This window comes from Erwinia sp. MYb416 (genome assembly GCF_037479575.1).
Classification (GTDB): domain Bacteria; phylum Pseudomonadota; class Gammaproteobacteria; order Enterobacterales; family Enterobacteriaceae; genus Erwinia; species Erwinia rhapontici.
Genome location: NZ_JBBGYT010000443.1, coordinates 223,663 through 249,579 on the forward strand (window position 1 = coordinate 223,663; position 25,917 = coordinate 249,579).

Below are 25,917 nucleotides of genomic sequence, written 5' to 3' on the forward strand. Positions count from 1 at the left end.
AGATAAAAGCGATGAAGATTCCTTATATTCCTGAAGATGCACCGTTTAATGGTGAGCAGAAATTTTGGCTGGCAGGCTTCCTTGCTGGTTTACATTCACGCCTGCTGGTGCTGGAAAATCAGCCGCAGGCGGCAGGCTCTGCCGCCTCCGCAGCAACGACCCAGCTTCACATCCTGTTTGGTTCCCAGACGGGTAATGCGGAAGCATTAGCACAGAGCGCCGCGAAAGCAGCGCGTGCGAAAGGCCTGGTGCCTGTCGTTCAGGGTCTGGGCGAAGTCGATATCGACGTGTTCGCGACCATGCGTCACGTGCTGGTGATCACCTCGACCTACGGTGAAGGTGAAATGCCAGATAACGCGCAGCTGTTCTGGCAGGCTATCTCTGCCAGCACAGCTCCACGTCTGGAACAGATGCACTTTGCGGTACTGGCGATTGGCGATACAGGCTACGACGGTTTCTGTCAGGCAGGTAAATTTATCGATATGCGTCTTGAGCAGCTGGGCGCAAAACGTGTCTATGACCGCATCGACTGCGATATCGACTATGAAGAGCCGTCTAACGAATGGATCGCCAGCTCCATGCCACAGTTTGCTGCCAGCGCAGGCAGCAGCGGTAATGCCCTGGAGAGCGCACCCGAAGCGCCAGTCATCCCTGGCAGCAATAAAAACAACCCTTACGCTGCTGCACTGGCGACGAACAAGCGTCTGTCCGGTGAGAACTCAGGCAAAGATATTCGTCACTTCGAGTTTGATCTGACCGACAGTGGTCTGAAGTACGAAGCGGGTGATGCGTTGGGTGTTATCCCGGTCAACGAACCGGCACTCGTCACTCTGCTGCTGACGCAGCTGAAATCAGACTACGATACACCCGTTCCTGGCTTTGAAAGAAGTCTGGGCGACCTGCTGACCTACCAGTTTGAGATCTCTGAACCTTCACGCAAGCTGATCGAATGGGTTGGCCAGAACACCACCAACCAGGAGCTGCGTCATGTCTTACAGCATGACGATAAAGATGCGCTGGGTGTGTGGCTGTGGGGTAAAGATACCCTCGACCTGCTGCAGCTGGATGTGACTCGTTCACTGAGTATTCCTGAGTTTGTTGCCCTGTTGCGTCCGTTGCAGCACCGCGCTTACTCCATTTCGTCCAGTCAGAAAGCACACCCTAATCAGGTGCATCTGACCATCGCTTCCGTTCGTTATCACAGCGCAGGCCGTGCACGTAACGGCGTCTGCTCAACTTACCTGGCTGAGCGCGTTAAACGAGGTGAAAAACCTGCGATCTTCATTTCACCGAATAAAGCGTTCCGCGTGCCATCCAATAATGATGCTCCGCTGATCATGATTGGCCCAGGTACCGGTATTGCCCCGTTCCGTGCTTTCCTTGAAGAGCGTGAAGCGTTAAACGCTAAAGGCAAAAACTGGTTGTTCTTCGGCGATCAGCATCAGCAACACGACTATATCTATCAGGATGAACTGAATACCTGGCAGGAAAGTGGTTTACTGACGCGCCTGGACTTAGCCTTCTCACGCGATCAGGCTGAGAAAATCTATGTGCAGACCCGCATGCTGGAACAGGGTGCAGAGCTGTTTGCCTGGTTAGAAGAAGGGGCTTACTTCTATGTCTGTGGCGATGCTTCACGCATGGCTAAAGACGTCGATAAGGCGCTTTATCAGGTGATTACTCAGTTTGGTGGGATGTCTGCGGAACGTGCAGCAGATTACGTCGATCAGCTGAAGAAAGAAAAACGCTACCTGCGCGATGTCTATTAAGAGAAGTGAGGCGAACCGTAACATCGGTTCGCTCCAGAGACAGGGATAAAAAAAACGGGCCATCAGGCCCGTTTTTTATTTCACAACGCGAAGCGCCGGACGACCACCGCGCGGAGGCGGCTCATCATCAGGGCCCTCATCGTCAGAAACGCTGTCATCGGGACGATCACCATCGATCACCGACATCACCGTTTCCGGGGCAACATCCTGCCCGCCAGATGCCTCGAATTCACCCGCTTCGTCATACGCCGGTTCAGGTTCGAACATGGTACCCGCGCCGTTTTCACGGGCGTAAACCGCCAGTACCGCCGCTAATGGCACGGAAACCTGACGAGGAACACCGCCAAAACGGGCGCTGAAGCGAACTTCATCATTGCCCAACTCAAGATTGCCCACAGCACGCGGCGCAATGTTCAGAACGATCTGACCATCGCGGGCGTATTCCAGGGGCACCATCACGCCGGGCAAATTAATGTCGACGACCAGATGCGGCGTGAGATTGTTGTCGAGCAACCACTCATAAAAAGCGCGCAGCAAATAAGGACGACGTGCGGTAAGTTGGGACATTTCCATCGTAATCAGCCCCGCGTATGCAGGCGCATTTCACGTTCTGCTTCAGTCAGGGAAGCCAGGAAGGAATCACGCTCGAAGACACGCGTCATATAGCCTTTCAGCTCTTTTGAACCCGCACCAATCAGCTCAATACCCATCTGCGGTAAACGCCACAACAGCGGAGCCAGATAGCAGTCAACCAGGCTGAACTCTTCGCTCATAAAGAACGGCGTACGTGCGAACAGCGGAGCGATTGCCAGCAGCTCTTCACGCAGTTGCTTACGTGCCGCTTCAGCTTCCTGCGCGGTACCGTTTTCAACTTTACGCATCAGGCTGTACCAGTCCTGCTCGACGCGGTGCATCATCAGGCGGCTTTCACCACGCGCTACCGGGTACACCGGCATCAATGGTGGATGCGGGAAACGCTCGTCCAGATATTCCATGATGATGCGCGATTCATACAGCGTCAGCTCGCGATCAACGAGGGTGGGTACGGTACGGTACGGGTTGAGGTCGATCAGATCCTGCGGCAGGTTATCCGTTTCAACCTGCTCGATCTCGACACTAACACCCTTCTCAGCCAGTACAATGCGTACCTGGTGGCTGAAAATGTCAGTCGGACCAGAAAACAGCGTCATTACCGAACGTTTGTTGGCAGCGACAGCCATGTAAACCTCCAAGTTTATCGAGAAAATTACTGCGAATAGCCATCCACGTGGCGACTCATCATTGCCACCAGCCCGAAGATTGACCGATTCCTGGTACACAGGATACACGCGTCATTGCCCGGCCAATGGGCACAAAGTGACACATAGTCTACCAGATTTTAGTCAGCTTGTGGGGGGTCGCAGACGGAATTGCAGGGGAAAATGGTAAAGCGGTGTGTGTTTCGCGCTTTTTGCACTAGAAGAAAATAAAAAACCCGGCGCCAGGCACCGGGTTTTCCGATAATCGATTCTGCCTGAGCAGAAAAAATTAACGTTTGGAGAACTGAGGACGACGACGTGCTTTACGCAGACCGACTTTCTTACGTTCAACCTGACGAGCATCACGAGTAACGAAGCCTGCTTTACGCAGTTCGCCACGCAGTGACTCGTCGTACTCCATCAGAGCGCGTGTGATACCATGACGGATCGCACCAGCCTGACCAGAGATACCACCACCTTTAACAGTGATGTACAGATCAAATTTACCTACCATGTCCAGAAGTTCCAGCGGCTGGCGAACTACCATGCGGGCAGTTTCGCGACCGAAGTACTGTTCTAAAGAACGCTGGTTGATAACGATGTTACCGCTACCCGGCTTAATGAAGACGCGTGCGGAAGAGCTTTTGCGGCGACCAGTGCCGTAGTTTTGATTCTCAGCCATTGCCTGTAATCCCGATTAAATGTCAAGAACTTGCGGTTGCTGTGCCGCATGGTTGTGCTCGTTGCCCGCGTAAACTTTCAGTTTACGGTACATAGCACGGCCCAGCGGGCCCTTTGGCAGCATGCCTTTAACCGCGATTTCAATCACACGCTCAGGACGGCGAGCAATCATCTCTTCGAAGGTCGCTTGCTTGATACCACCGACGAAGCCGGTGTGATGGTAATAAATCTTGTCAGTACGCTTGTTACCGGTTACGGCAACTTTCTCAGCGTTCAGAACGATGATGTAATCACCAGTATCGACGTGCGGAGTGTATTCCGCTTTGTGCTTACCGCGCAGACGACGAGCCAGTTCGGTCGCTAAACGACCTAAGGTTTTGCCTGTTGCGTCAACAACATACCAGTCACGTTGGACGGTTTCTGGCTTAGCTGTAAAAGTTTTCATCTAAAAGCTTACCCAAATTAAGTTACACGTTGGTGAAATCCCAAACGCTTGAATAAACGGTTGGAGCTCACACGACCATCTTGACCAGCAAGCCCACCCCTTCGGATAGAGTTACTGGAACACAAAGAGTTTTGGGAAAAAAACCTTTGCTGTAACGTGGGGTCGCAAGATTATAGAGAACTCGCACGCAAAGAGCGAACGTTTTCTACGATAAAATTACCATCACGTCACCGTAATGAGAGGCTCAGGGTAAATGCGGCAGCCGCAGGTACTCTTCGCTCTGCATCTCTTGTAAGCGGGAGACACAGCGCTGGTACTCGAACTTCAGCCTCGTACCCTGGTAAATCTCATAAAGTGATGTTTCTGCCGAGACCACCAGCTTCACATGACGCTCGTAGAATTCATCCACCAACGCCAGGAAACGTCGAGCCTGGTCTTCAGTCTTGTAAATCATCACCGGCACATCATACAGCAATACGCTGTGGAAGCGGCGCGACAGTTCAATATAGTCATGCTGGCTACGTCCTTCCCCACACAACGTAAGAAAACTCATCGCCAGCACGCCTTCTGCCATTCCCAGCGTGGGCAGCTGACGATGGTTAATCTCGAGCGGCTCATGATGTTCCCGCGGCTTACCCGCCAGCGCGACAAACATCCGTTCCATCTCTTTTGACGTCTCTTCACCCAACGGCGTCATCCACAGGTGTGCAGACGTCAGCGTGCGCAGGCGATAATCAATCCCCGCATCCACATTCATGATTTCACAATACTGTTTAATCATCTCAATGGCAGGCATAAAACGTGCCCGTTGCAAACCGTTACGATAGAGATCGTCCGGGGGAATGTTTGATGTCGCAACCAGCGTAATACCCCGACTGAATAGCGCTTCCATCAGTGTGCCAAGCAGCATGGCATCGGTGATATCTGAGACAAAAAACTCATCAAAACACAGCAGGTCCGTTTCGGCTTTAAAGCGATCGGCAACGATTTGTAACGGATCACTTTGGCCCTGCAACTCGGTCAACTCCTGATGCACCCGCAGCATAAAGCGGTGGAAGTGCAGTCGCTGCTTGCGCTCGCCAGGAATAGCCCGAAAAAACATATCCATTAGCCAGGTCTTGCCACGCCCAACGCCGCCCCACATATACAGACCACGCGCAGGTGTCTGAACATCATTTTTACTTTTTCCCAGCAGCTTATTAAGCTTACCGAATAACCCACCGCTGGCAGCGGATGCGGGCGGGCTGATACGGGTTAATGCCTGATAGATACCGTCTAAGCGGGTCATCGCGGCACGTTGTACGTCATCGGCCTGATACTCGCCGTTTTCCAGCGCCTGCTGATACAGCGCCAGAGGAGACATCGTTTGCATAATGTTGTCACATTCCCTGAAAAATGGTCTTGCCGGGTGGTTGATTGTCGAAAAAAAAGTCGTTCTACACTAAGCGAAGCTGCCGCAGGATTCCACTTCCGTGAGATTAGCGGTTATAGTGGCGGGTATGAGTTGGAAAGGCCCTACGGAACAACGAAGACAATATGGGAGTTATTATGACCTGGGAATATGCGCTTATTGGGTTAGTGGTTGGGATTATTATTGGTGCGGTCGCCATGCGTTTCGGCAATAAGAAACTGCGTGAGCAACGCAGCCTGCAGTATGAACTGGAAAAGAGTAAAGCCGAGCTGGCTGACTATCGTGAAGAGCTGACGAATCATTTTGCCCACAGCGCAGAGCTGCTGGACAATATGGCTCGCGACTATCGCCAGCTGTATCAGCATATGGCGAAAGGGTCGAACGACTTGCTGCCAAACCTGCCGGGTGAAAAAAACCCGTTTGCCTATCAGCTGACCGAATCCGAAGCGGATAACGATCAGGTGCCAGTGCAAATGCCGCGTGATTACCCGGACAGCGCTTCTGGCCTGCTGCGTGGCGATCGCGCTGCCAAATAATTTTTATTGGGGGTGCCTGGCACCCTCTCGTTTCTGAACGGTCATACCTGTATCACTCAACATATAGCCTGCAATTCCGGGTACACCTTTATTTATTCCCCTGGTAGCGAGAGCTGAGTCCCGATGAAGAAAAAATCATTTCTGTTAAGCGCACTGGCATTAAGTATTGGCGTCAATCTGGCCGTGGTCCCTGCGACCCAGGCATCGCTGCCTTCCCAGATTCAGGGACAACCGTTGCCGAGCCTGGCACCGATGTTGGAAAAAGTTCTGCCTGCCGTGGTCAGCGTTCACGTTGAGGGAACCGAGAGCGACAGCAAACAGCAACAGATCCCCGAGCAGTTAAAGCGCTTCTTCGAACAGAACGGCCAGGATGGTGCACAAGGTGACGAAAAATCACAAGAGTTTGAAGGACTGGCGTCAGGTGTGATCATTGATGCGGCAAAAGGTTACGTGCTGACCAATAACCACGTGGTTAACGGCGCAGACAAAATCAGCGTGCAGCTGAGCGACGGCCGCGAGTTCGATGCCAAACTGGTTGGCCACGATGAGCAGACCGATATTGCGCTCATCCAGCTCAATGGCGCCACGAAGCTAACGCAATTTAAAATTGCCGACTCTGACCAGCTTAAAGTCGGGGATTTTGCCGTTGCGATCGGTAATCCGTTTGGACTGGGTCAGACCGCCACCTCAGGAATTGTCTCTGCCCTGGGGCGCAGTGGGCTGAACCTGGAAGGGTTGGAAAACTTTATCCAGACCGATGCGGCCATCAACCGGGGTAACTCCGGTGGAGCGCTGGTCAATCTCAATGGTGAACTGATCGGCCTGAACACGGCTATTCTGGCCTCCAGCGGCGGCAATATCGGCATTGGCTTTGCTATCCCCAGTAATATGGCGATGGGCCTTGCACAGCAGTTGATCCAGTTTGGCGAAGTTAAGCGTGGCCAGTTGGGAATCAAAGGCACCGAGATGACCGCTGAGATGGCGAAAGCCTTTAATGTCGACGTTCAACGTGGCGCTTTCGTCAACGAAGTATTACCCCAGTCCGCCGCGGCCAAAGCAGGCATCAAAGCCGGTGACATCATTACCAGCGTCGACGGTAAAGCCATCGCCAACTTTGCGGAACTGCGGGTGAAAATCGGCACCACCCCGCCGGGCCAGGATGTGAAGATCGGCCTGTTACGTGATGCTAAGCCACTCACCGTAACTGTGAAGCTGGATAACAGCACCCAGAGTAGCGCTGGCGCAGAGCTGACAACGCCAGCTTTACAGGGCGCGACACTCAGTGATGGAGCGGCCAAAGACGGCACCAAAGGGGTGAAAGTCGATGAGGTTGAGAAATCGACTCCCGCCGCCCAGTTTGGTCTGCAGAAAGACGATGTGATTGTTGGCGTCAACCGTACGCCAGTTCAGAACCTGGCCGAACTGCGTAAACTGCTGGAAGCAAAACCACCGCTACTGGCACTGAGCGTGATGCGCGGTGAAGAGAATATCTACCTGCTCCTGCCTTAACCCTCTTGCGCAGACACGGGCTACTGTGTCTGCGTAACTCATGCTATTCTGCCAGTCGTTCTTTCATTCACCGCTTAAGACCATGTTTCTTAAAATTTTGCGTTCAGTGATCTTTGGCCTGATTGTGGCCGGTATTCTTCTGGTAGCCGTACCGAGCCTCAGGCTTGGGGGCGACCTGTTGCCGCGCTCCAGCTCCAGTACCAGCACCACCAGTGAAGAACCTGCCAGTTACAATGCCGGGGTCCGCCGCGCGGCACCTGCCGTGGTCTATGTCTATAACCACAGCGCCAGCGGCTCAACAGATGTCCTGGGCTCAGGCGTAATAATGGATCCTCGTGGCTATATCCTGACCAATAAACATGTGATTAATGATGCCAGTCAGATTATCGTTAATCTGCAGGATGGACGCTCCTTTGAAGCCATGCTGGTCGGGTCAGATACGCTGACCGACCTGGCCGTGCTGAAAATCAATGCCTCCAGTTTGCCGGTGATCCCCATCAACCCGCAACGAGTCGCACACGTTGGCGACCTGGTAATGGCGATTGGTAACCCCTACAACATCGGACAAACCGTCACCCAGGGCATTATCGGTGCCACGGGGCGCGTTGGCCTCAGCCCTTCCCGTCATCAGGATTTCCTGCAAACAGATGCCTCGATTAACCGTGGCAACTCTGGCGGTGCGCTGATTAATTCTCTGGGTGAACTGATGGGGATTAATACGCTATCGTTTGATAAAAGTAGCAACGGTGAAACACCGGAAGGGCTGGGGTTTGCTATCCCCACCAAACTGGCGACTAAGGTGATGGAAAAGCTGATCCGCGATGGTCGGGTGATCCGTGGCTATATCGGTATCACGGGCCAGGAATTCCGACGCTCCAGTGGGCTGGAGACAGGAATAGAGCACCCTCAGCTTCAGGGTATCGTCGTTACCTATGTTAAAGCTGGTGGGCCCGCCGATATTGCCGGTATTCATGTCAATGACACGATTACCCGGGTCAACAACGTTCAGGCGGCTTCACCGCTGGAAACGATGGATCAGGTGGCGGAAATACGCCCGGGAACGGTGATTAACGTAGAAATCAGCCGTGAGGGTAAAAAGATGACGCTGCCAGTCACGGTTCAGGAATACCCGGAAGAGAATCAGACGCAGTAGTTTGACAGACATCCACCCCGGACAGAGCCGGGGTGAACAGCACCGTTACGGGTGCCATATATGAAGGGGGAAGTTACTTAACGAACTCTTCGCCGAGAGTAATATCCTTCTTCAGCGTGTCCAGCATGCCATCCAGCGACTGCTGTTCAAACGCACTCAGTGCACCGATCGGACGACGTTCGACAATACCGTTTTTGCCCAGCAGCAACGGCTGTGAGAAGAAACGCGCATACTCGCCATCTCCTTCAACATAAGCACATTCAACAATGTTGCTTTCGCCTTTCAGAGCACGCACCAAAGACAAACCAAAGACCGCAGCCGCGTGGCCCATCGACAAAGTTGCAGAGCCGCCACCCGCTTTTGCCTCGACCACTTCAGTACCCGCATTCTGAATACGTTTCGTCAGTTCAGCGGCTTCCTGCTCGGTAAATGTCACGCCAGGGATCTGCGACAGCAATGGCAGGATCGTCACGCCGGAGTGTCCACCAACCACCGGCACATTGAGTTCTTCAGGCTGCTTGCCTTTCAAGGCAGCAACAAATGTGTTCGAACGAATGATATCGAGGGTCGTGATACCAAAAAGTTTATTTTTGTCGTAAACACCTGCTTTCTTCAGCACTTCAGCAGCAATCGCTACCGTGGTATTGACCGGGTTTGTGATGATACCAATCAGTGCTTTTGGGCTGGTTGAGGCGACCTGCTCAATCAGATTACGCACAATGCCGGCATTTACGTTGAAAAGATCTGAACGATCCATACCAGGTTTACGTGCAACACCAGCAGAAATCAGCACTACGTCAGCACCCTTAAGCGCAGGAGTCGCATCTTCACCGCTGAAACCTTCAATTTTGACTGCTGTAGGGATATGGCTTAAATCAACCGCGACACCGGGGGTAACCGGAGCGATATCATAGAGGGAGAGTTCTGAGCCTGCCGGAAGCTGAGTTTTAAGCAGGAGGGCCAAAGCCTGACCAATACCACCTGCTGCACCGAGGACCGCAACTTTCATCCTAAACTCCTTATTATTTTTTGAACATTACATGTGCCGGGAAATCAGTATACAAATACATCGTGATTGGGCGTTACATTACACCTTTAGCGCGTTGTGGAACAACCTCAACATTATAACAAAGTGTTCACAAAGTGCGCATTTCAGCACGGCGTCAGCACGTTTTTTTTCGCCGATAAAATTTGGTAAACTGTTGCGGAGACGGCCTTAAATGGCTCCGCGCCCGATTTCTCATTTGCATAAACATTCATTTTATTGCATATTAATGTAATATCCCGCTGAGGGTATCCCTTGATAACCCCCTTTTATCGGTAACCTATGCGTAACCCATCAAAACAAGAAGACCTGATCAAGGCATTCAAAGCCTTACTCAAGGAAGAAAAATTCAGCTCGCAGGGCGAGATTGTCAGCGCACTGCAAGAAGAAGGCTTCGAGAATATCAATCAGTCGAAAGTGTCTCGTATGCTGACGAAGTTCGGCGCAGTGCGCACACGCAATGCAAAAATGGAGATGGTTTACTGCCTGCCAGCAGAACTGGGTGTGCCGACCACCACCAGTCCGCTAAAAAACCTGGTGCTGGATATCGACTTTAACGATGCACTGGTTGTGATTCACACCAGCCCGGGTGCCGCACAGTTGATTGCACGCCTGCTGGATTCACTGGGTAAAGCAGAAGGTATTCTTGGAACCATCGCCGGAGATGACACCATCTTTATTACGCCTGCACGCGCCTTCTCGGTGAAGCAACTCTACGATGCGGTGCTGGTACTCTTCGAGCAAGAGTTATAAGGCACCACTGGCGTTAACCTGGCGGCAACACCCGCTGGCCATGCATTTTACTTAGGGCTGATACTGATCGGCCCTTTTTTATTTCCCTGATAAAACAACCAACAGCAGAATATCCCACTCCCTTCTCACCCGGCTCCTTGCGGCTACCACTGCCAAAAATTCTTTCAGCAATGTGATCAACCCCTAATAAGCGCACAAATCGCTAATGTCACGCAGTGCGATGTTTTTACACGTATTTAACAGGGGGCGGGTAAAATATAAGCGTTTTTTATAACGGCTGGTTATTAAAAATGCCATAACGCCAGAAGAATCCCAACAAAAAATTATTAGCGTGCTATTAATTTTTTACGTTATTAGATCTATACTTGTTTTCGTGATGCAAATCACAGTACGTAAAAAGATAAAAACAGTTGACGAGGAAAATATCATGAACGTTAAAACTACTATTGCTGCATTGAGCGTGTTATCTGCGCTGTCATTTGGTTCTTTTGCCGCTGAATCTGTTAACGCCGATCAGGCTAAGAATCTGCAATCTATCGGCGTCATTAGCGTCAGCGGTGTCGCCGGATCTCCGATGGATATCCATCAGGCTCTGAATAATAAAGCAACTGAGAAAGGCGCCAGCGCTTACCGCGTTATCGAAGACTATGAGAACGGTAACTGGCACGCGACAGCGGAATTGTACAAATAATTCAGTCAGTCACCTGGACGTCTATTTATTAGTTAATTAATTAATGAAATACGGTAACCCCAAGTATAAAAAACGCTTTTAAGCCCTTTCGGTTACCGCGAAACCCTAATTCTGGAGTCATCATCATGAAAACCACTTTTACCATCGCTGCATTGGGTCTTGCTTCTGTTCTGTCATTCGGCGCCAGCGCCGCGAATCTGGTGACCAATGAGCAGGTCGCCAGCCAGAACCTGCAATCTGTCGGCACCGTAAGCGTCAGCGGTATCGACGGAACGCCAATGGATATCCGTCATGCGCTGTCAGAGAAAGCGGACCAGCAGGGCGCAACCTCTTACCGTGTCATCGAAGCACGTAACGACGGTAACTATCACGCCACCGCTGAACTGTATAAATAACACCGTATCGGGTGCTGCTGCACCCATCCGTGACATGACTGCGGTCATGATGTTGAATCCGCAGGTTGTTGGTCACAATGAGGAGATTAATCATGAAAATTAAAACAACCATCGCTGCATTGGGTCTGTTTTCTGTCGTCAGCTTTGGCGCATCTGCTGCACAGCTGGTCAACAGCCAACAGGCTGAAAATCTGCAATCTGCGGGGACAATTACGTTGAGTGGCGTGGCGGGTACACCGTCGGATATTCGTCAGCAGCTGTCACAAAAAGCCGATCGTGAAGGTGCCAGTGCTTATCGCATTATTGAAGCACGTAATCAGGACAGCTGGCACGCCACCGCCGAGCTCTATAAGTAATTCCTCGTCAATGCACTGCCCATGATGGGCAGGCCAGACGACCTTTTTGGCCCCGTTCGCCGGGGCCCTTTTTTTGCCCTTTTTACCTGACGTTAAAGCGGAGCTGGCCCTCAAGTTCCTCTTCCGCTTCATCAAAGAGCAAAATCAGTGCGCCATATCGTCGTTTCTGACCACTTCCCAGATGGATAAACTCAATCTCCAGCGGTAGCGGCACCTGCGGCTGAATGATGGCATCCCACAGGCTATCCAAATCGCTTATCACACTCGCCGTTAATGCAAACCGTTCACTGAACTGGCGGTAGAAATGCGCCTGGTCGACAATCACATTAAAATCGAAACTCTCTTTTCTCATGCTGGCTGCTCCGCAGGACACACAACCGGGCGTAGGGCTACAGCCCACCAATATGCAGGGCTTTGACTTCCATAAACTCCTCAAGCCCCAGAACCGAACCTTCCCGCCCCAGACCGGAGGCTTTGACGCCACCGAACGGCGCCAACTCAGTAGAGACCGCACACTCATTCACTCCCACCATGCCACTTTCCAGCGCGGCAGAGACGCGGAATACCCGCTGCAGATTTTGTGTATAGAAGTAGGCGGCCAGACCAAACTCGGTATCATTCGCCCGGCGGACGACCTCTTCTTCCGTATCAAAACGGAAGCACGCGGCCACCGGACCGAAGGTCTCTTCATGGGCCAGTTTCATGGTTTCATTCGCTTCCGCAATCACGGTGGGTTGCCAGAAATTCCCCCCCAGCGCATGACGCGCACCACCGGTCACCAGCCTGCCGCCTTGTGCCACGGCATCGTTGACATGTTCTTCGACTTTTTTAAGCGCGGAGGCGTCTATTAGCGGCCCGATCACCACGCCCTCTTCCATTCCGTTACCCACCTTCAGCTTTTTCACTTCCTCCGCCAGTTGACTAACGAAGCGATCGTAAACACGGTTATGGATAAAGAAGCGATTCACGCTGACGCAGACCTGCCCGGCATTACGGAATTTATTAGCAATCGCCCCTTTCACCGCCGCATCAATATCCGCATCGTCAAAGACGATATAGGGTGCGTTGCCCCCCAGCTCCATTGAAACCTTTTTCAGCGTCTCGGCCGCATTGCGCATCAGCAACTTGCCAACTTGTGTGGAACCGGTAAAGGAGATTTTCCGCACCTGATTGCTCGCCATAATGGCATCACTGATCGCCTGCGTATCGCCGGCGACTGCATTCAGAACGCCATCGGGCACGCCCGCTTTTTTCGCCAGCGCCAGCAAGGCGAAGGCAGAAAGCGGCGTTTTATTAGCGGGTTTGATCACGCCGGTACAGCCAGCAGCCAGCGCCGGACCCAGTTTGCGAGTCAGCATGGCCATGGGGAAATTCCACGGTGTAATGGCGGCAACCACCCCAACAGGTTCACGCGTGGCAAGAATGCGGCTGCCCGGCTTTGCCGGAGGAATGATTTCACCATTCGCACGCTTCGCCTGTTCAGCAAACCACTGAATGAAGCTGGCAGCATACTCCACCTCGCCCTCTGCCTCTTTTAATGGTTTACCCTGTTCGGCGGTCATCAGACGCCCCAGCCAGGCTTTGTTTTCAAGGATAAGCTGATACCAGCGTTGCAGAATTTCAGCGCGTTGTTTGGCGGTCTGGGCACGCCAGCCCGGGAAAGCCGCTGCCGCTGCCGCAATGGCCTGCTCAGTTTCTGTTTTGCCCGCTTTTGCCACCTGAGCAATCACTTCCCCGGTCGCGGGGTTGAGCACGTCAAAGGTGCTCGTCGCCTGCTGCCAGCGGCCATTGACCAGAAAGCCAGTCTGAAACAGTTCGTTATCCTTAAGCGTTGAGAGGGCCATCGTTGTCTCCTGATACGGTTTTCATTTGCCTGGCAATAAGTATAGATGGCAAATGACGGTCGTTTTATGACGGAGTGGCATCAGAGAAAGGAATCAGGCAAGGAAAAGCGCTGACAGCGGATGCTGTCAGCGAGGTGATCAAATCTCGATCAGGGTATTCTGATATTTTTTCAGCATCGCAGCCAGTCGTGCAACCGGCTCGGTCACACCGATCGGGGCGTCATACTGTTCCAGCTTTTGCTGATAGATCTCAAACTCTGCGAGCAAGCGTTCAAAGTAATGGCGTTTTTTGATTTCACTGCTGGAGGAGATAACCCGGTCAGCGGTATGGCGCATCTGCTTGTGGAACGCAGAGAGATCGGCATTCACGGGCACATCGGCATCACGCATACGTTGATGACCAATGATCAGCGTCAGCGCCAGCCGGTATTTGTCGATGTCACCGGGGAAGATATTCAGCAGCATAAAGAGTTGCTGATAGAGCGCAGGCAAGTGGTTCTCTTTACGCCGTGCCGGGTTAGTCGTCAGCGCGGAGACGGCGGCATACATCAGGCGATTAAGTAGCGTCCGTCCGACGCGTGCTTTCGAGGTATCGCGTATCAGCAGGATCACCAGCAAGGCAACAAAGCAGCCGATCGCCTGCCCGAGCGCACTGTCGAGAAACAAGCTGACTTCAAACTTCATCGGATTATCAAGCGTCAGGATATTAATGGTCCCCACCAGCGCCCCCAGCGTACCGATCTGCCGCCGCTGGATCAGAATGCCGCAGATAAACGCGATGATACCCAGAGCGATGCATAACAGCAGCATACTTTGCTGGGTATTTGGCATCACCACCATGTAATACAGTGACCCCAGAGGAATAGCGACAATCATGCCGTAGAGAAAGTCTTTGGCGACCATGAGCGGGTTGGGCGTGCGCATCGCCAGTGAGGTAATCACTGCCAGCATCACCATCGCACCGCTGCCGGAGGTCCAACCGGTCCACAGCCAGAAGAGTGAACCAACGGCAATCGCGACAAACGTACGTAAGCCGTTAACCAACGCATGACGGTTTTCAGCCGAACGCATTTTGACTACGGGTTCCGCATTCAGGAGATCTTCTTCTATGCGGCTGATACGGCTATTGGTGTGGATCCCTTTCAGCAGCAGCAGATAGCGACTGGCCGCCCCCACCCAGGTGCGAATGGTCGTCGGCGTATTTTTACTGCCGCTGGCGGTAATCACCCTGCGCATCACTTTCATCCGCTTATGGATATCCGCAATATTATTAACCGGCTTTTCGAAGAACAGATGAAACTGGGAAGGAACATATTCTTGCCGGGTGTTCTGGATAAGGAAGGTTTCACAGGCCTGGGTAATCAACGTCAGCGACAGGGTATTCAATACGCGCAGACGGCGATCCACTTTCTGCCAGCGCCCTGACTCCATCATCAGATGGGTGCGCATACCGTTCAGCGCGGTGGTGCGGCGTACCAGCCCCGCCCAGCATTTATCAACCTCATCTTTGTCCGCATGTGACACGCAGAGCTGCATCAACCGGTACTGCTCAACCAGAAGAGCATCAATTTCCCGATCAATATCCTGTTTAATCGAACGCGGTGAGAACAGCATGTCAGCCAGAATAGCGCAGACAATACCGATAATGATTTCACTACAGCGCTCAACGGCAAACTGCGGGGCCAGCAGCAGCGAGCCGTTAGCATCCACGCTGACCACGATAATCAGCGCGGTGTAGCCCGCCAGGCCCAGTGCATAAGAGTTTTCCACCTTCATCAGTGAAGAAACCCACACGCAGACACCCGCCCAGATGCAGCACAGCAACAACATCACTACGGGCGCACGAATGGTGGCCACCATGATCACCACGGCAGCAATGCAGCCAATAAAGGTGCCGATAATGCGCAACATGCCGCGATGGCGCAACGCACCGGAGAAGGGGTCGCCCCCGGCGGCAAAAGCGGTGCCCCCGGCAACGATAGCTGCCGTCATCACCGCCCAGCGCGGAGTTTCCAGGTTAAATTCAAAGCCGACAAACAGCGCCAGTAAAATGGCAAAAGTCAGTTTGATGGGAAAGCGCAGACGATACCACTGCATCATTCGCCCCGCCTCAACCAAACTCGCGCAGGCGATGCATCAGCTTCATCAGCGGTGACATATCTTTATCCTGACGGTCTTGCGCGCCTGTGACCACTACGGTCGCCGTGGTACCCGACGGATAGAGGTTACCCGGCTGCTGGTCAAGGTGAATTCGCACCGGCACACGCTGTGCCAGACGTACCCACTCAAGGTTGGAGTCAATCGTCGCCATCCCTTTACCATCAACCGTACTGCTGCTGTTGGTTACACCAGCGGCCACACTGTCGACCGAGCCATGCAGGACATGGTTGCTGCCCAGCGGTGTAATTTCGACACGATAACCCGGACGGATGCCATCCAGTTTGGTCTCTTCCAGGTAGGCCAGCACATAGAAGGAGTTCTGCTTCACCAGCGCCACCGACGTTGAACCGCGGGTAATAAACTCACCCGTGTAAACATTCAGGTTGGTGATCCAGCCCGCTGCGGGTGCTTTTACCGTGGTACGTTCCAGGTCCAGCTTCGACAGGTCCCGGGTGGCGACGGCTTTCGCCAGCTGGTGTTCCGTGGTTTGATAATCACTGTTGGCCTGGTCAATCGCTTCACGCGACATGGCCGAGATGCCTAGCTGATTACGACGCGCAGCTTCACGGCGCTTTTCACTCAGCACCGCCTGGTAGTAGGCAACATCCGCTTCCGCCTCTTCCAGCGCTTTCTGGTAACGCGGCTGGTCGATGGTGAACAACACCTGGTCTTTCTGCACCAGCTGGTTATCACGGACGCGAACGTCGGTGATCAGGCCGCTGACATCAGGCGCAATCGCCACAACATCAGCGGTGAATTTGGCGTCACGCGTCCACGGGGATTCGGTATAAAACACCCAGACGCGGAAAATCAGGACAATCGCGATGATCACCAGCAGCAGGGTAATGGCGAAACGGGCAATTTTTCTTGTTAGAGCTTTCACTATGACCTCAGACGAACAATCGGGATACCAGATAGAACAGGCAGCAGTACAATGCAGTATTAAACAGTGCCGGATGCCAGACCAGATCATAGATCCCGGTCGGCGTGATCAGACGGCGGACCAGCCAGAACACGATCAGCGACACAATTATTTCAAAAAAAATGGGTGGGAATGACATCCCGAACACCACGACAACCGGAAGTACACTCATCATTTATCCTTGTTGATACTGTACCAGGTAATTCGCTGCCACAACCCGCTCCTCTCAGGGTTTACTGAGAGATATGTATGCAAAAGGTGATCAGCTGACAGGGAGACAGTCAGACGCTAATCAGCACCAAAGCCAATTGAATAATAGTCTATTCAGGGGCAGCATTTGTCACACGCGGGGCGACAGGTCGATAACCTGACATGACTATAGTAACGCGCCTGACTATAAGTTATCTACCAAATGTGATCTAAATCACTTTTAAGCCAGGGTTAATAATGGAAAGACTGAAGGGCATGACCGTTTTCGCCAAAGTCGTTGAACTGGGTTCATTTACCGCAGCAGCACAACAGATGCAGTTAAGTGTATCGGCCGTTAGCCAGATTGTCGCCAGGCTGGAAAATGAACTCCAGGTGAAGCTGCTTAATCGTAGTACGCGCAGCCTGGGGCTGACCGAGGCCGGTAAGATCTACTTTCAGGGCTGCCGTCGCATGATGTCGGAGGCGCAGCAGGTGCATGAACAACTGTGGGCATTTAATAATACGCCGGTTGGCACACTGCGCATCGGCAGTTCTTCTACCATGTCGCAGAATTTACTGGCCCCGATGACCGAAGAGATGCTGAAGGAGTATCCGGGACTGACCGTTAACCTGGTGACGGGAATTCCGGCACCGGATCTTATCGCGGACGGGCTGGACCTGGTGATCCGTGTTGGTGCATTGCAGGATTCCAGTCTGTTTTCAACGCGGCTGGGTTCCATGCCGATGGTGGTATGTGCCGCGAAAAGCTATCTCGCGCAGAATGGGACGCCGGAAAAACCGTCAGACATCAGCAACTTTTCGTGGCTCGAATACAGCGTACGCGTGGATAACGACTTTGAGCTGACCTCACCGGAAGGCACATCGATTCGTCTCTCGCCTCAGGGCCGCTTTGCCACCAATGACTCACAGACACTGATCCGCTGGCTGAAATCCGGCACCGGTATCGCCTATGTGCCGCTGATGTGGATTATTGATGAGATTAATGCCGGGAAAGTGGAAATCCTGTTCGCGCATTATCAATCGGTGCCGCGCCCGGTCTATGCGGTATACACCCAGAAAGACAAATTGCCGCTAAAGGTGCAGGTGTGCATTAACTATCTGATCGCGTATTTCGATAAGGTGGCGGAGATTTATCAGGAGTTTCGCACATAACGCACACTATGCAGAAAGCAGAAACCGTAGGGGCGAGGCACGCCTCGCCCTGGGTCAACGTCAGGCGGTACCACCGACGGTGAGTTTATCCAGCTTCAGCGTAGGCTGACCCACGCCAACAGGCAGGCTCTGGCCCTCTTTACCGCAGACGCCAACGCCTTTATCCAGCGCCAGGTCATTACCCACCATTGAAATCTGTTGCATCGCTTCAATACCGGAACCGATCAGCGTTGCGCCTTTCACCGGCTTCGTCACCTTACCGTTTTCAATCAGATAAGCTTCAGAGGTGGAGAAAACAAATTTACCCGAGGTAATATCCACCTGACCACCGCCGAAGTTCGGCGCATACAGACCGTACTCCACGCTTTCGATAATATCCTGCGGGGTCGACTTGCCTGCCAGCATATAGGTATTGGTCATACGCGGCATCGGCAGATGTGCATAAGACTCACGACGACCATTCCCGGTAGGCGCCACGCCCATCAGACGCGCATTGAGTTTATCCTGCATGTAGCCTTTCAAAATACCGTTTTCAATCAATACATTGTACTGCCCCGGTACGCCTTCATCATCAACGGCCAGCGAGCCGCGCAACCCTTCGATGGTGCCATCATCCACGACGGTACACAGCTCAGAGGCCACCAACTGCCCCATTTGGCCACTGAACACCGACGTTCCACGGCGGTTGAAATCGCCTTCCAGACCGTGACCCACCGCCTCGTGCAGCAGCACGCCCGGCCAGCCAGCACCCAGCACTACAGGAATGGTGCCTGCCGGTGCCGCGACCGCATTCAGATTCACCAGCGCCATGCGCACGGCTTCACGTGCCCAGGCTTCGGCACGCACTTCCCCGTTTTCATTTGCCAGGAAAAACTCGTAGCCGAAGCGCCCGCCGCCGCCGCTGGCACCGCGCTCGCGCTTGCCGTTATCTTCCACCTGGACGCTCACCGAGAGACGTACCAGTGGACGCACATCGGCCGCCAGCGTGCCATCGGTTGCCGCGACCAGCACCAGTTCATAGACACCGCTCAGGCTGGCAGATACTTCCTGTACGCGTTTGTCGGCTGCGCGTGCAGCGCTGTCAACGCGGTGCAGCAGAGCAATTTTCTCTTCGCGGGTCAGGCTTTGCAACGGATCGAGTGCCGGATACAGCGCACGGTTCATCACCGCCCCCAGCGTGCGTGACTGGCCGTTGCCCTGCTCGCGGACAATGCTGCGTGCCGCTGTGGCACTTTGATTCAGCGCATTTAGCGTAATCTGGTCAGCATAGGCGAAGCCGGTTTTCTCTCCGCTAACCGCGCGCACACCAACGCCCTGATCGATATTGTAAGAGCCGTCTTTAATGATGCGGTCTTCCAACACCCAGGACTCATGGTAGCTGGACTGAAAATAGAGGTCCGCATAATCCAGCTTGCGCTCTGAAAGCTGGCTGAGAATAGAAAAAAGGTCGCTTTGACGAATGTTGTTAGCAGTTAGTAACTGCTCACTTACCAGATTCAGACTCATGAATTCTCGCTCTGTGTGGATGAGCCAGTGGCTGCTGGCTTTCAATTGTCAATTGTGACGAGGTACGATGGTGATACCCCGTATCATATATGAAGGGTGAGGCAATATGAGGGCCACGTCAAACTCACTTCTCACTGATCTCACGTGGTTTACGCAGCACTTCATCAATTTGCGGTTTATCTATCGGCCCACTGATGTGGTAGCGAAGCACGGAAATCTTGCTCCACAGCGGCCCCAGCACTTTACTGGCGGCAAATACCGCCGCACCAATCACCGGGTTCACTGCAAAGGCGGTCGCGACACCCACGGTCGTAGAAATTTCCGGAGCAACAACGGCTTCCATATCAATCTGGCGTTTGACCAGATCCATCTTTCCTTTCATGGCAATGTCGGCTTCCAGCCCATCCACCAGCAGGTTATCGGTGTGCATCACGCCGTTTTCAATCCAGGCCGTGCCGTTGATGGAGTCGAAATAGAAGCCCTGGCTGAAAGTGTCGCTAAAATCGAGGCGTAATTTACGCAACAGCGAGTCGATGCTGACCAGACGCAGCAGTTGCCCGGCACGGCCGGTTGAAACATCGGCGATCTGCCCCGCGCCCAGATGCGACTTCAGCACACCGCTTAACGTCTGCTCCGACGGTTGCCACGGTGCCGACTGCCAGTGCAGATCATATTCCAGCTTAAACGGCGAATCACGCAGCGGTGAGCTGACACCAAACCAGTTAGTGGCATCATTGATTTTTTTACCGCTTAGTACGCCCTTCAACGACGTGCGCTGCTGGCCTGGCTGGTTCACCCACTCGCCCTTCACGGTCAGGTGAGTATTACCACTATCAATCAGTCCATTCTCCAACGTCAGCGTATCGCCGGATGGCGTCAGGTCGGCCTTCATATGGCCGAATTTCTGTCCACGTAGCCAGCATTCATCGCAGTTCAGGCGGAGTGCAGGCCAGCCGCTGAAATTCACCCGGGCCGCATCGTCAGGCAAGGGAGATGACGAGGTGCCTTTGCTGTCCCATTGCGGGTTGTAATAAAGGTATTTGAGGTTAGCCACCCAGGGTTCATTCTGCTTAGTGACCAGAGAACCAATGATATCCTTGCCCTGAGCGTTGACCGTCATCTCGCCCGCCATACTTTGGCTGAGAGTGGCGGTAAGATCCTGCCACTGCTGGCCCGCCAGAGTGAGTGCAGGTGTGTGCAGGCGAATATCACCTGGCAGCATCGTGATTCCCGTTTTGCCGTTACCACCGCTACCCGAACCCGCTCCCAGCAAGCCAAGCCAGGCTTCACCGTCCAGCGCAGGCAGATTTAATACCATTCCACTGCTCTCCGGCAGCGCAGGCAGGTGTTTTGTGTCGTTTTCCCAGATACCACGGTCGACTTTAAGCTGCTTACCCAGCAGCCAGCGACTGTTAAATCGATGACGGTCACCCACGGAGCCACTGAGATCAAGACTATTGAGGTTACCTTTTGCCAACACTTTCACAGGAAGCGCACTGGTGCCTGTTTTATCAAGCGGTGCAGGTAAGCGACTGCTCACATTTTTAAGATCACCGTCAAGGTTAACCAGGTAACTGGCCCCACCTTTGTGCGGCAAGGTCACCAGTACATTGCCCTGCCACGGCAGATGTCCCCCCAGCTGTTTACTCACCGCCTCAGGCAGTTGACTTATCGCCCCTGGCTGCCAGTCACCGTTCAGATCCACACCGATTTGATACTCTTTTTCCCCGTCCTGGGTGTTGAAGCTCACGCCGATGGGCTGACCAAACCAGCGGGCGGTCATCGCATCACTTTTCAGGTCGCCGTTATCATAGGTAAAGTGACCGCTCAGCTGGTCGAAACGCGTCTCCAGCGGTTTGATCAAGAGCGAGTTGCCTGCAAGATTCACGTCACCCGTGGCACGCACCTCTTTGCCATCCAGCGGGATATCAAGATGTAAGCGCCCACTAACATCACCGCCGATTTGCAGTTCGTCCAGCGCCGCTCCCAGCGAGGGTTTTAACGGTGACTGATTAAAGTACTCACGTATCTGAGGCCCTTCCCCCTTGATCTCACCATCAATAATCAGCTTTTCTTGCAAATAATCGGGGATCACCGCCGAGATGTTATGGCCGTTAACCTCGCCCAGTTTGATATCAGGCGCTTTCATCCACAGACCGTTGTTGGCGAAGTCGAGGTCAATATCCAGATTTTCCAGCAACGGCCAGCCCGGTTCAAACTCGTAGGTCGCCTGACGCAACGGTACCGCCACTTCAAACATGCCGTCATTCTTTCTGAACGGGAAATGGTGCGGGTCACCGGCAAAGACCAGCGTTGCATCTTTCACCTGCCCGCCTTTGATCGCGCCGCTCAGATAGTCTGCCAGCGATTTCCCCATCAGCGGTTCAGGGAAATAGCGCCAGGCATCACCCGCATTGGTGAGGTTAATACCCGCGAGGATATCAAGACGAGGTGGCTGCTCGTTCTGTTGCTGATAGCGGAAGTCACCCCGCGCCCACAGTGAGCGCGCCTGAACATCAACCTGCTGGCCGGACAGCGTCAGCCCCTGTTTTCCATATTCCCAGTTGAGTGACCCACTGGCCTGGGCAATCTCCAGCGGAGCGCGGAACATATCACCATAAGGGAGCGTAGCCTTCTGAATATCGAAGGTGAGCCGCCCGTCAGCCACGCCGCCTGCCAGCGTCCCGTTAAGATGCTCCATACCTGGCAATAGTTCCCACTGCTGCCAGCTCAGATTCTGCCATTTGGCCTGGAAACGAGTCCGTTCCGGCTGCTGAAGCGGTATATCCAGCGCCAGCGCGTTGAGCTGGCCGCGCGGTTGCAGCGCACGCCAATTTTCCAGCAGTTGCGGAGACAGTTTGGCAAAAAGCGGAATGAGTGGATCAAGACGCTCAAGGTCCAGATCGGTGACGCGCACGCGCAGTTCCTGATGATGATCAGGACCGGGTAGCTGCGTATTTTCGGGCTGCCATAACAGCGATAACTGACCGTGTGGCCAGGGCTGCCCATCCGTAATAAAGCGCGTTTGCGGGATATTCACATTCCAGCCACCGTTAAAACGACTGATATGTGCAGTAAGATTGTCTACGCTGAGATGGTGCGCCTGTTTGTCGCCCTGCCAGTTAGCTCCCCCCTGTTTCAACCAGACATCACCACCATGGACTTCACCATTTTCCACACTCATCCAGGCGGCGAGGCTGAAACGCGCGCTTTCCAGACTGGTGTTGTCGCGCATCCACTGTCCCAGCCAGGGTTTCATATCAACGTCATCGGCCTGCATCCACACACGCCCGGTACTGAGGTAACCATTACTGTCGCTGAGATCCAGCCGCAACTGCACCACACCATGCTGCCCTGTAAAACTGGAAAGACTGACCAGTCCCTCGGCACGATGGCGATTTTTTTCATTAAGCCAGGTCAGCTGCGGAATGGCCAGCGTTGCACGCTGTCCGGATGGGGTAACAAAACTGATGTGACTGTCGCGCAGATCGAAGTGGTCAAACTGGCGCAGGAAGAGATCGTTTAACCGCTCAGTCTGAAAATCTGACTGACGATTATTGCCACCATTCAGCGGGGTATTGGTGAGCAGGTTGAGCTGCCAGAAAGTCAGATCGCGAAACTGCCAGCGCAGGTGCAGCAATGATTGCCAGACATCCAACGCCAGCGTGACGCGCTGGATTTTCAGTGCGCCGCCATCGGAGAAGCCGGTCTGGATATCTTTGATTTCCAGGCGGGGACCAAAGTTCTCCCAGCTGCCTTCAATTGCGCTGGCCTTGATCTCGACGCCCGCGGCAGCAGACACAGCGTTAAGGATTGGCGCACGCCAACTGTTCATATGCGGCATCAGCAGACGTAAGCCACTCACTAATAGCGCAGTAACCACCACCAATGTTGCGCCAGTGAATAGCAAAACCTTCGGCAATTGCCTCACACACCTCTCCTTGTCTTCCGCGAAAACGGATAGCCAGTCACTAAAATCTGTTGGTATCTCACGAGGGAGATACGACAAGGCGGTTCAAGCCGTAACGTCCAGTTTCCCCCCAACCGTTGCGATTTTTAGCGCAAAATCGGGGAGAACCGTGCGGATATTACATCATCACCACGTCAAACTGCTCCTGAGTATAGAGCGGTTCTATTTGAACTTTAACCTGCTTGCCCACAAAGATTTCTACTTCCGCTAAAGCATGAGACTCATCGCTTTTCAGCGCTTCACCCACCGATGGCGAGGCATAAACCAGGAAACGGTCAGAATCATAAGCATGATGCACACGCACAATCTCACGCATGATTTCATAACAGACCGTTTCCACCGTTTTCAGCGTTCCACGCCCTTTACACACCGGACAATCCTGGCACAGTACATGCTCAATACTTTCGCGCGTGCGCTTACGCGTCATTTCCACCAGCCCCAGCTGTGAGAAACCATTCACGCCTGTTTTCACCCGATCTTTACTTAGGGCCTGGTCTAGTGAATGCAGAACTCGTCTGCGGTGATCGTCATTATTCATATCAATAAAATCGATGATGATAATGCCACCAAGATTACGCAGCCTGAGCTGACGCGCAATCGCCTGAGTCGCCTCGATGTTGGTATTGAAGATGGTTTCTTCAAGGTTACGGTGTCCAACAAAAGCACCGGTATTGATATCAATTGTGGTCATGGCTTCCGTCTGATCGATAATCAGATAGCCACCTGACTTGAGCTCAACTTTACGATCGAGAGAACGCTGAATTTCGTTTTCCACATCGAACAGATCGAAAATAGGCTGCTTGCCGACATACAGCTCCAGCTTTGCCGTCATCTCCGGGATATATTCGCTGGTGAACTCCACCAGATGTTCAAACGTCAGACGGGAATCGATGCGGATACGGTCAAGGGCTGCACCGGCAAAGTCACGCAGGATACGCTGCGATAGCGCGACTTCACCATAAAGGCGGCAGCGCGTCTGATTGCGTTTCTTACGTTCGATCACCTTGGTCCACAGACGTTTAAGAAACGCAGCATCAGATGCCAGCTCATCTTCGCCCACGCCTTCTGCTGCAGTGCGGATGATGTATCCGCCCAGCTCATCACAATAGCTGGCAACGACGGATTTCAGGCGGTCGCGCTCTGCTTCGCTCTCGATACGTTGCGATACCCCCACGTGCGAAGCACCCGGCATAAACACCAGATAGCGTGACGGCAAGGTAATATCGGTCGTCAGGCGTGCACCTTTGGTCCCAAGCGGATCTTTCACCACCTGCACCATCAGATCTTGTCCCTGGCGTACCAGTTCGGAGATATCACGCACAATGAAATTTTTCTTTTCGTCACCCGCAACACATTCGGTGTGCGGCATGATGTCAGAAGCGTGCAAAAACGCCGCTTTTTCCAGCCCAATATCGACAAAGGCCGCCTGCATTCCTGGTAACACCCGGCTGACACGCCCTTTGTAGATGTTGCCAACGATGCCACGGCGCGCTTCGCGCTCGATATGAATTTCCTGCAGAATGCCACCGTCGATGTAGGCAACACGGGTTTCCGACGGCGTAATATTGACCAGCAGTTCAGCTGTCATCTTGACCTCTCACATCACGCAGCGATTGAAAATGGCTGAAAAGCTCGGCGGTTTCCACCAGAGGCAGCCCCACTACCGCGTGATAACTTCCGTTAATTTTTCTGACAAAGTTGCCACCCAGTCCCTGAATTCCATAAGCGCCTGCCTTATCCATTGGCTCGCCGCTGGCAATATAACCAGCAATATCTTCAGGTGTTAACATGCGAAATGTCACCTCAGTGACAACAAGACATTCAAGGGTCCGCTGGCGATCGGCCAACGCTACCGCGGTCATGACTTCATGAGTCTGGCCGGAGAGCATCGTCAGCATGGCGGCGGCAGCTTCAGCATCCGCGGGTTTCTCCAGCACATGATTATTCAGCACAACAATAGTATCAGCACCCAGCACCGGGAGATCGCGAGCAGCCACGGCAACCCCCGCCAGCGCTTTATCCCGCGCCAGACGACGCACATACTGCTCTGCGGTTTCATCCGGATGACGGCGTTCTTCCACGTCAGTAGAAAGGCGTTCAAATGACAGGCCTAGCTGAGTCAGCAGTTCGCGGCGGCGTGGGGAGCCTGAAGCCAGATACAGGGATACCAT

Annotated in this window: 24 protein-coding genes; 9 read left to right on the forward strand and 15 right to left on the reverse strand. The window is 53.3% G+C overall.

What is annotated here, in order from left to right; translation table 11 throughout:
• The first annotated feature begins 11 nt into the window (after positions 1-11).
• On the forward strand, positions 12-1,769 hold the full coding sequence (locus WH277_RS28355) for a sulfite reductase subunit alpha (protein ID WP_339507490.1): 1,758 nt from the start codon (positions 12-14) through the stop codon (positions 1,767-1,769).
• 75 nt (positions 1,770-1,844) lie between these two features.
• On the opposite strand, the gene sspB is transcribed toward WH277_RS28355, so the two are convergent.
• The 5 genes from sspB to zapE all read right to left on the reverse strand — a co-directional run bounded on the left by sspB (position 1,845) and on the right by zapE (position 5,505).
• A complete protein-coding gene (gene sspB, locus WH277_RS28360) occupies positions 1,845-2,342 on the reverse strand; it encodes a ClpXP protease specificity-enhancing factor (RefSeq protein ID WP_133844123.1) in 498 nt (165 codons plus the stop codon).
• 5 nt (positions 2,343-2,347) lie between these two features.
• Positions 2,348-2,989 (reverse strand): stringent starvation protein SspA, encoded by a 642-nt coding sequence (gene sspA / locus WH277_RS28365; protein ID WP_133844125.1) that lies wholly within the window; start codon positions 2,987-2,989, stop codon positions 2,348-2,350.
• A 307-nt stretch (positions 2,990-3,296) separates the two neighbouring features.
• Positions 3,297-3,689, reverse strand: coding sequence for a 30S ribosomal protein S9 (rpsI, locus tag WH277_RS28370; protein ID WP_004168023.1), 393 nt, complete (start codon positions 3,687-3,689; stop codon positions 3,297-3,299).
• Positions 3,690-3,704: 15 nt separating this feature from the next.
• A complete protein-coding gene (gene rplM, locus WH277_RS28375) occupies positions 3,705-4,133 on the reverse strand; it encodes a 50S ribosomal protein L13 (RefSeq protein WP_056231094.1) in 429 nt (142 codons plus the stop codon).
• A 244-nt stretch (positions 4,134-4,377) separates the two neighbouring features.
• Positions 4,378-5,505 (reverse strand): cell division protein ZapE, encoded by a 1,128-nt coding sequence (gene zapE, locus WH277_RS28380; protein WP_339507491.1) that lies wholly within the window; start codon positions 5,503-5,505, stop codon positions 4,378-4,380.
• Positions 5,506-5,681: 176 nt separating this feature from the next.
• Here zapE and zapG point away from each other — a divergent pair, with 176 nt between their 5' ends.
• The 3 genes from zapG to degS all read left to right on the forward strand — a co-directional run bounded on the left by zapG (position 5,682) and on the right by degS (position 8,742).
• The gene (gene zapG, locus WH277_RS28385; RefSeq protein WP_133844129.1) at positions 5,682-6,080 is read left to right on the forward strand and encodes a Z-ring associated protein ZapG; all 399 of its coding nucleotides are present in this window, start codon (positions 5,682-5,684) and stop codon (positions 6,078-6,080) included.
• 123 nt (positions 6,081-6,203) lie between these two features.
• Positions 6,204-7,589 carry a serine endoprotease DegQ gene (gene degQ, locus WH277_RS28390; RefSeq protein ID WP_339507492.1) on the forward strand — a complete coding sequence of 462 codons (1,386 nt, stop codon included), beginning with the start codon at positions 6,204-6,206 and terminating at the stop codon, positions 7,587-7,589.
• 82 nt (positions 7,590-7,671) lie between these two features.
• Entirely contained in the window at positions 7,672-8,742 is a 1,071-nt protein-coding gene (degS, locus tag WH277_RS28395) for an outer membrane-stress sensor serine endopeptidase DegS (protein WP_339507493.1), read from the forward strand.
• A gap of 73 nt (positions 8,743-8,815) precedes the next feature.
• Here degS and mdh read toward each other — a convergent pair whose 3' ends face one another.
• On the reverse strand, positions 8,816-9,751 hold the full coding sequence (mdh, locus tag WH277_RS28400) for a malate dehydrogenase (RefSeq protein WP_133844135.1): 936 nt from the start codon (positions 9,749-9,751) through the stop codon (positions 8,816-8,818).
• Between the two features lie 318 nt (positions 9,752-10,069).
• On the opposite strand from mdh, the gene argR reads away from it, so the two are divergent.
• From argR to yhcN (WH277_RS28420), 4 genes are all read left to right on the forward strand, one after another.
• The gene (gene argR, locus WH277_RS28405; protein WP_133844137.1) at positions 10,070-10,540 is read left to right on the forward strand and encodes a transcriptional regulator ArgR; all 471 of its coding nucleotides are present in this window, start codon (positions 10,070-10,072) and stop codon (positions 10,538-10,540) included.
• 427 nt (positions 10,541-10,967) lie between these two features.
• A complete protein-coding gene (gene yhcN, locus WH277_RS28410; protein ID WP_133844139.1) occupies positions 10,968-11,231 on the forward strand; it encodes a peroxide/acid stress response protein YhcN in 264 nt (87 codons plus the stop codon).
• Between the two features lie 125 nt (positions 11,232-11,356).
• Entirely contained in the window at positions 11,357-11,626 is a 270-nt protein-coding gene (gene yhcN / locus WH277_RS28415) for a peroxide/acid stress response protein YhcN (protein ID WP_339507494.1), read from the forward strand.
• Positions 11,627-11,718: 92 nt separating this feature from the next.
• Entirely contained in the window at positions 11,719-11,982 is a 264-nt protein-coding gene (yhcN, locus tag WH277_RS28420; protein WP_133844143.1) for a peroxide/acid stress response protein YhcN, read from the forward strand.
• Between the two features lie 82 nt (positions 11,983-12,064).
• On the opposite strand, the gene WH277_RS28425 is transcribed toward yhcN (WH277_RS28420), so the two are convergent.
• From WH277_RS28425 to aaeX, 5 genes are all read right to left on the reverse strand, one after another.
• Positions 12,065-12,334 (reverse strand): barstar family protein, encoded by a 270-nt coding sequence (locus WH277_RS28425; protein WP_133844145.1) that lies wholly within the window; start codon positions 12,332-12,334, stop codon positions 12,065-12,067.
• Between the two features lie 37 nt (positions 12,335-12,371).
• Positions 12,372-13,826, reverse strand: coding sequence for an NAD-dependent succinate-semialdehyde dehydrogenase (locus WH277_RS28430; protein ID WP_339507495.1), 1,455 nt, complete (start codon positions 13,824-13,826; stop codon positions 12,372-12,374).
• A gap of 138 nt (positions 13,827-13,964) precedes the next feature.
• Positions 13,965-15,923, reverse strand: a complete 1,959-nt coding sequence (gene aaeB, locus WH277_RS28435) for a p-hydroxybenzoic acid efflux pump subunit AaeB (RefSeq protein ID WP_374760136.1) — start codon at positions 15,921-15,923, stop codon at positions 13,965-13,967.
• A gap of 13 nt (positions 15,924-15,936) precedes the next feature.
• Positions 15,937-16,869, reverse strand: a complete 933-nt coding sequence (gene aaeA / locus WH277_RS28440) for a p-hydroxybenzoic acid efflux pump subunit AaeA (RefSeq protein ID WP_133844151.1) — start codon at positions 16,867-16,869, stop codon at positions 15,937-15,939.
• A 7-nt stretch (positions 16,870-16,876) separates the two neighbouring features.
• Positions 16,877-17,080: a p-hydroxybenzoic acid efflux pump operon protein AaeX gene (gene aaeX / locus WH277_RS28445; RefSeq protein ID WP_133844248.1), complete on the reverse strand. Its 204-nt coding sequence runs from the start codon at positions 17,078-17,080 to the stop codon at positions 16,877-16,879.
• Positions 17,081-17,355: 275 nt separating this feature from the next.
• Here aaeX and aaeR point away from each other — a divergent pair, with 275 nt between their 5' ends.
• On the forward strand, positions 17,356-18,270 hold the full coding sequence (gene aaeR / locus WH277_RS28450) for an HTH-type transcriptional activator AaeR (protein WP_133844153.1): 915 nt from the start codon (positions 17,356-17,358) through the stop codon (positions 18,268-18,270).
• A gap of 60 nt (positions 18,271-18,330) precedes the next feature.
• Here aaeR and tldD read toward each other — a convergent pair whose 3' ends face one another.
• From tldD to WH277_RS28470, 4 genes are all read right to left on the reverse strand, one after another.
• Positions 18,331-19,776 carry a metalloprotease TldD gene (gene tldD / locus WH277_RS28455; protein WP_133844155.1) on the reverse strand — a complete coding sequence of 482 codons (1,446 nt, stop codon included), beginning with the start codon at positions 19,774-19,776 and terminating at the stop codon, positions 18,331-18,333.
• A 124-nt stretch (positions 19,777-19,900) separates the two neighbouring features.
• On the reverse strand, positions 19,901-23,707 hold the full coding sequence (gene yhdP, locus WH277_RS28460; RefSeq protein ID WP_259150632.1) for an AsmA2 domain-containing protein YhdP: 3,807 nt from the start codon (positions 23,705-23,707) through the stop codon (positions 19,901-19,903).
• Positions 23,708-23,864: 157 nt separating this feature from the next.
• Positions 23,865-25,334, reverse strand: a complete 1,470-nt coding sequence (gene rng, locus WH277_RS28465; RefSeq protein ID WP_133844159.1) for a ribonuclease G — start codon at positions 25,332-25,334, stop codon at positions 23,865-23,867.
• Entirely contained in the window at positions 25,324-25,917 is a 594-nt protein-coding gene (locus WH277_RS28470; RefSeq protein WP_133844161.1) for a Maf family protein, read from the reverse strand. The genes rng and WH277_RS28470 overlap by 11 nt, the downstream gene beginning before the upstream one ends.